The organism is Shewanella sp. NKUCC01_JLK, from assembly GCF_019345615.1.
Taxonomy (GTDB): domain Bacteria; phylum Pseudomonadota; class Gammaproteobacteria; order Enterobacterales; family Shewanellaceae; genus Shewanella; species Shewanella oncorhynchi.
This window is the reverse complement of the sequence record NZ_JAHKRD010000026.1, coordinates 42,985-49,573: the sequence shown is the minus strand read 5'-3', so window position 1 is coordinate 49,573 and position 6,589 is coordinate 42,985. Positions and strand designations below refer to the sequence as shown.

Annotated in this window: 5 protein-coding genes and 1 pseudogene; 3 read left to right on the top strand and 3 right to left on the bottom strand. The window is 46.9% G+C overall.

The features are described from left to right. On the bottom strand, positions 1-1,764 hold a 1,764-nt coding region (locus KO537_RS21990), incomplete at its 3' end, for an InlB B-repeat-containing protein (protein WP_219235811.1). A gap of 294 nt (positions 1,765-2,058) precedes the next feature. Here KO537_RS21990 and KO537_RS21985 point away from each other — a divergent pair. Next, on the top strand, positions 2,059-4,179 hold the full coding sequence (locus KO537_RS21985) for an ATP-binding protein (protein WP_173242505.1): 2,121 nt from the start codon (positions 2,059-2,061) through the stop codon (positions 4,177-4,179). Beyond that, entirely contained in the window at positions 4,172-4,897 is a 726-nt protein-coding gene (locus KO537_RS21980; protein ID WP_173242503.1) for a response regulator transcription factor, read from the top strand. Before KO537_RS21985 ends, KO537_RS21980 begins: the two co-directional genes overlap by 8 nt. Positions 4,898-4,932: 35 nt before the next feature. Here the strand turns inward: KO537_RS21980 and KO537_RS21975 are convergent. Next, positions 4,933-5,386, bottom strand: a pseudogene (locus tag KO537_RS21975) (hypothetical protein); the annotation flags it as partial. Between KO537_RS21975 and KO537_RS23205 the strand changes: the two are divergent. Continuing rightward, the gene (locus KO537_RS23205; RefSeq protein ID WP_309247071.1) at positions 5,385-5,723 is read left to right on the top strand and encodes a TonB-dependent receptor; all 339 of its coding nucleotides are present in this window, start codon (positions 5,385-5,387) and stop codon (positions 5,721-5,723) included. The pseudogene KO537_RS21975 and the gene KO537_RS23205 sit on opposite strands and share 2 nt — an antisense overlap. Positions 5,724-6,023: 300 nt before the next feature. Here KO537_RS23205 and KO537_RS21965 read toward each other — a convergent pair whose 3' ends face one another. Beyond that, positions 6,024-6,452: a hypothetical protein gene (locus KO537_RS21965; protein WP_173242501.1), complete on the bottom strand. Its 429-nt coding sequence runs from the start codon at positions 6,450-6,452 to the stop codon at positions 6,024-6,026. Positions 6,453-6,589 lie beyond the last annotated feature (137 nt).

The following is a 6,589-nucleotide window of genomic DNA, read 5'->3' as shown; positions in this document are numbered from 1 at the left end:
CGACTGACCTTCGGCATCGACAAAGCTTACGACATACACATTCTGACTGTATTGCGCTGTCACTGTTAAAGCTGAAGTGATATTAGCAAAACTGACATCCCAACCGGTGAAGGTATACCCTTCCCGCGCTGGCACAGCTGGTGCTGTCGCCGCTTGACCATGAGTAATTTGCTGGGTCGATAATGGCTGACCTTCAGCATCAACAAAGCTTACGACATACACACTCTGGCTGTATTGCGCCGTCACGGTTAAAGCTGAAGTGATATTAGCAAAACTGACATCCCAACCAGTGAAGGTATACCCTTCCCGCGTCGGCACAGCTGGCGCTGTCGCCGCTTGGCCATGAATGATTTTCTGGGTCGATAATAACTGACCTTCGGCATCAACAAAGCTTACGACATAAACATTCTGGCTGTATTGCGCCGTCACTGTTAAAGCTGAAGTGATATTAGCAAAACTGACATCCCAACCGGTGAAAGTATACCCTTCCCGCGCTGGCACAGCTGGCGCTGTTGCCGCTCGGCCATGAGTAATTTGCTGGGTTGATAACAACTGACCTTCAGCATCAACAAAGCTGACGACATACACATTCTGGCTGTATTGCGCCGTCACTGTTAAAGCTGAAGTGATATTAGCAAAACTGACATCCCAACCGTTGAAGGTATACCCTTCCCGCGTCGGCACAGCTGGCGCTATCGCCGCTTGACCATGAATGATTTGCTGGATCGATAATGGCTTGCCATCGGCATCGATAAAACTAACCTGGTAAGCAGGAGCAGTCACCTGAATAGAAAATGGCGCCAATGACGCACTCAATAAACCATCACTGACGCTGATTTTTATAGTGCTATAGTCACCAACTGCATCAAAACCAGGATTACCAGATAGACTGCCAGTGGCTGTATCAAAGGTTGCCCATGCTGGTTTATTGACAATTGAAAATGTAAGTTTATCTCCCTGAGCATCGAATGCTGTTGGGGTAAAACTATACAAACTGCCTGCAGACACCGCTGTTGCTGGCTTACCTGAAATAGTCGGCGCTGTATTGACTGGTTTAAAAATAATACCAAAACCTTTTAAATAAACTTCGGCGCCCTGATTAAACTTAATCGATAATTCGCCTGTATACCCATGGGCAGCGTCCAAACTCAGTCCATTAGTCCCGGGCTCAATCGTAAAATTTTCATGAAAAATTTCAGTATTATCTTTGTCCAGAGAGGTAACAGTAGCAACGAGCGGCTTATTTGCTTTGTTAACTAACATAATATTTTTCGGGGTAAATGTGGCCCTGAGATTTCTGATGAGAAATCCAGTTGTATTGAACGCATTTGAATGACTCACCAACCCTTCTTCATTGATTGCACAATAACCGCCTGGTCCCGATAGCGCCAAAATTAAAACCCCGCCGCCCGGGATCGAAGGATAAAAACCGCTGGAACAGTAACCGTTTACGGCGGCCGGACCTTGAAAAAGGTAACTATCAGGCAACAGCATGATTAATTTACTGTCTTTGCCAATGTTGTAATCAGCTAAAGTGTAAACGTCGTTTGCCATTTTAGTTTGCTTAAAAAACAAAGCATAACTGTCAGACGGATAACCTTCTTTATCTTCAATTTTAGCTTTCACATTTTCAGTTGTGTCAGACCCTTCCACATCTAGCGTAATAGTTTTGCCAGCCGGCGTTTCAACAAAAATTTGCATCGCCCAGCCGGGCCATGCGGTCAGGGCAATACACAAAATAGCTAACTGCAAGAGGCGAATCATATCTGCTCCATAGCAAAGTAATAATCAGTGGTGAGTCATTCACCAGAATAAAAAATCGCCGGATGCTAACATGTTGGTTCCAATTTCTGAACAAAAAGGCCAGATGCTGTGTAACGTCATGTAACAGCTGTCGATGATGTAGCAATCGGGAAAGTAGAAAAGTAACGGCAGCGCTGATTTGTTATTAAACCCGCAATAGGTACGAAAGTTACCCTATGATTCCTCACTAAACAGGGTAAAATAGCTAGGTTGTAGTAGTCAGAGATGCCGATTGAAGGCATTCCAGGTGTGGTAATGTTGGATCCGCTCGCGCATTCGTTAGCTTCGGTCATGGTGACTTTGGCCTGTGCTTTATTTATCTGGCCGTTATATCTGCTGAATAAAGATTTTGCTGGCCCGAAACAGTGGGCGATTGGCAATAGCCTGCTGCCGCTAGGGTTGTTATTACTCAGTACTCAAAGCAAGACACCGGTTTGGCTGGGAGTGGTGTTAGCCAACCATATTTTGCTGGCCGCAGTGTTAGCCATTTTATGGGGCACCCGCTTATTCTTCGGCTACCAGCGCAACAAAAGCTTGTTAACCGTACTCACGCTCAGCTTTAGCCTGACTTTTTTGTATTTCACCTATATCACGCCTTATACCGATGGCCGCATTATCCTGGTCAGTCTGATGTTTTCCCTTTGTAGCTTGCTGAGTATCCGGGTGCTGAGAGCCAAGCAAAAAACAGGGTTTTCGTTAGGAGTCAAACTGTTTCAGGCGGTCCTGATGTTATTAATCATGCTGATGAGCTATCGTATTGCATATATCCTGTTGGTCGGTGACTTAGGCGGCATCTTTCGCCTCAACCTGTTAAATGTGGCGGTGGCGGCTTTATCATATTTTGTGGTCTATGGTTTGACACTGAGTTATTTTCTGCTCTGTTCCGAACGACGCATTCAGATGTTGGATACTTTACAACAGCAAAGCAAAGCCGAAGCCGCGTTAAAAAGCCGCTTTCTGGCGTCATTGAGCCACGAATTACGCACCCCGTTAAATGCCATTGTCGGCAAAGCACAACTGATGAAATTGCGGCAACAGGATCAGCAATTACAGCAGGACTGCAGCATTATTATTGACGCAGGCATGGCATTATCGACGATGGCGCAACAAGTGCTGGAGCATGCCAGTCTGGAGCATGGTCAGGTGCAAATCCAATCAAAGGACACCTTATTAATTCCCTGGTTGCACAGTATCGTCGACAGTATGCAGCCACTGGCGCAATCACGGCAATTACACTTGAGTTTGCAAACAGAACAGCTGAGTTCGCAGCAAATCTATAGTTTTGATCAGGGCAAAGTACGGCAGGTGCTAATCAATTTGCTGGGGAATGCCATTAAATATACTGATCATGGCTTTGTCCGGCTGCAGGTGCAACTGACGGATCAGACCGGACCACAACACAGCATCCACTTTGCGGTCGAAGACAGTGGTATTGGCATCAACCCTGACGACCAGCGCGATATTCTAACGCCTTTTATCCGGGCTTCGCAGCAGGAACTGCGGGAAGGTACTGGCCTGGGTTTATCTTTATGTCAAAAAGCACTGCAGTTATTGGGGGCGGAATTAAAATTTACCAGCCAGCCCAGTGTTGGCAGCTGTTTTTACTTTCAGTTGCCGCTGACACCGATCAGCGCTTCGGATTCCATAGCGACAGTCGCCAGCAGTACCATACCACCTCTGCATATTTTGCTGGTAGAAGATGTTGAATTAAATCAGCAGATCATTAAAGCACTGCTACAACACGATGGTCATCTGGTTTTGGTGGCCGCCACTGCGGCAGAAGCGCTTGGTCTCTGTCAGCAACACAGCTTTGAGCTGATATTGCTAGATATGAATCTGCCAGACAGTGATGGCCTGAGTTTGTTCCGTCAGTTGCAACAACAGCTGGCTGGCCCCCTGCTAAGCACACTGCCACCTGTGCTGGCATTAACCGCCGATACCAGCCGGCAATTGCAGCAGGATTGTTTGGCTGCAGGCATTAAACAAGTGCTGACTAAGCCGGTAGAGCTGGCACAGTTACAACAAAGTATTCGTCAATTGTTGCCCTGGCCGTTAATAGCCAACAGCCTGACCTTTCAAAGTTTCGCCTGTTATTTACCGGCGCAACTGGTGCAACAAAAATTAGCCGGGCTGGCTGCCGAATTACAGCAGCAGATCAGCCAGTGGCCCAGTTTGCATGGCGCTGAACTGCAGGCCAATCTGCATCAATTGCGTGGTATGGCAGCTACTTTGGGATTGGAATTGCTGGCGGAGCGGCTGGCAGCACTAGAAACCCAGCTCAGTCGAGTGTCCGCATCACAACAGCCATTAAGTCAGCTTGCCAGCCGCAGTGCGCAGTTGCTACGGCAAAAAATCGAAGGAGTGCGGCATGACTGAACAAATCCGGGTGTTGTTGGTTGAAGACGACGAATGGCTTGGGTTGGCGCTCAGTGCCTTCCTGCAACAACAAGGTTTCCAGGTCAGCCTGGCACATTCGCTGGCTGCCGCCATGTCCATGTTGTCACAACCAGATTTACGACTGCTGATCGCCGATGTGCAATTACCGGATGGTTGTGGTATTGAACTGTGCCGCCAGCTATGCAAACCCCACATCGGTAAAATTTTGATCTCGTCCAACGCGTCGGAACAAAGCCGGGTGCAAGGGCTGGGCGCTGGTGCTGATGACTACATTTGCAAGCCGGTATTTCCGCAGGAGTTATTGCTTCGCATCCAGGGTTTATTGCGTCGCTTGCCGCCGCACGCTGTGACTGTACCCGATCTGCGGTTTTTACAGTTCCGGCTTAATCTGGAAAATCGTCAGCTGTGCTATCAACAGCATGCACTGCAATTGAGTGAAAACGAGCAACAGTTGCTGATTAAACTGATTGCCCATCAGGGAAAAATTATCAGCCGAACAGAATTAGCGCTGGCATTGGGTGAAACAGATACTTATCTGGCAGGCCGGGCACTGGATATTGCCATCAGCCGGTTGCGGAAAAAGTTAGTGCAGCTGAGTGGTCAAGCGGAAGAACTGCTGGTGACTTACCGTAATCAGGGCTACTTATTAGTGCAGGAATGGCCGGAAGCAGGCATCAAAGAAGGAACAGCACGCTAAACCAGTCGTGCTGCTACGATAGCGCTTAAATCAGCTTATTTTTTGATTTTGACCGGTCTTTGCCAACCGCTGATATGCTGTTGTTTGGTCCGTGCGACCACCAATTCGTCGGCAGCGACGTCATGTGTCACCACAGAGCCAGCGCCACCAGTGAACTGTTGGAACCAAAAAACACACCATCTTCAATCGTGGTCTGGAATTTGTTGGCGCCATCGTAGTTACAGGTGATAGTGCCAACACCGACATTCACTTTACTGCCGATCACCGCATCCCCCAGATAAGTCAGATGATTGGCTTTAGAACCTTGGCCTAACACGGTTTTTTTCAGTTCAACAAAGTTACCGACATGGCTGGATGGGCAGTAGCGATTTCAACGCCATCCCGATGTGCCATCGCAATAATATCGGTTAGATAAAACTCACCCTGGGCATTGTTATTTTGCAAATTCGCCAGCCAATGTTTCAGCTGTTTGCCCGGCACCGCCATAATGCAAAATTATATCGACACCGCACCTTATATGTACAACATTGTCGATGGTCAAAAAGTACCAGCTTCCCCAACAGAAGCCACACATAGAGATTATTCCAGTAAAAATATTGGCATGCTCTATTCGAGCGGTATCGAAGCAGAATTAACCTATCAATACAACAGTCTTGATCTATTTGCTAATTACAGCAAAGTGAAAATGGATGTCGAGGGCATGCTCAACTTTTACCTTGGCACTATTGAAGATATTCGCCAGCCCTATAACAGTGCTCCACAAGATAAAATCAATCTTGGGATCAGCTGGCAGCTGATCTCAGCATTACGACTGCCATGGATATGACCCGTCTTCCGGAGGCTCAGCTCAAAAGAGGAATGGATGCAGAAGGCTATCAACTTCACAGCGTATATCTCACATATCAAGCCCCTTGGTTAGCGAGCCTAGAACTCAGGATGAGACTTACTCGGTTTGGCCTGATGATGAAGAAAAAACCTTACCGGGACGTAACTACAAACTGGCCCTCAGCTATCAATTCTAGAACATACATCAACGAACACTCTCTATTGACTAAATTGTAAATTCACAAAATCAAGGCCATTGAAAACAACTTTAATGGCCTTATTTTTTGGTCTTCTCAATTTTTTAGCTCAACCTCGCCTCGGAGCGCTTAGCTCTGCGTTGAAGCAACCAAAAGAGGCTTAACACCCCAAATGAAGCGGCTAAAGTGGTCAGCGTTAGTGCAAAACCTTTGAATGAAAACAGGTTTAAAGTAAAACCATCTAATACCAGTACCGCCAAGCCAAGGGGCATTTGGATAAGCACAGCGGTAAACCAATCGAAGGGAAGTTTAGGAAAGATCCTGTGGTAAGCATAAAGCACTAAACCTGCAAGCAATATCAGCAAACTCGCATCATGAGCCGCCAACAAAAGATACTCCACACTGTTATGCGAGATGTGAGGCACCGCACTCAACATGTCCAACATATAACCCGCGCTGGCGACCAATGAGAAGCTGATAAAACTCAATAAGGCTAATAGGATACCAAAGCCAAGTGCGGGTAAATATTTCATGTAAGGTCTCTCTATTCGCAGGTGAAATATGCTGTCTCGTCTCCCGAAAACCACAGCATGCAAGGTATAAAGGAGTAAAGAGACATTAACTACAATAGCAGCCTAAATTTCCCTTAGCTATTAAGACCATAGTCTTA

Bases quoted from the DNA above. Each gene is read 5' to 3' on its own strand.
- KO537_RS21985 (WP_173242505.1), top strand. From the start codon at position 2,059: ATGTTGGATCCGCTCGCGCATTCGTTAGCTTCGGTCATGGTGACTTTG.
- KO537_RS21980 (WP_173242503.1), top strand. From the start codon at position 4,172: ATGACTGAACAAATCCGGGTGTTGTTGGTTGAAGACGACGAATGGCTT.
- KO537_RS23205 (WP_309247071.1), top strand. From the start codon at position 5,385: ATGCAAAATTATATCGACACCGCACCTTATATGTACAACATTGTCGAT.
- KO537_RS21965 (WP_173242501.1), bottom strand. From the start codon at position 6,452: ATGAAATATTTACCCGCACTTGGCTTTGGTATCCTATTAGCCTTATTG.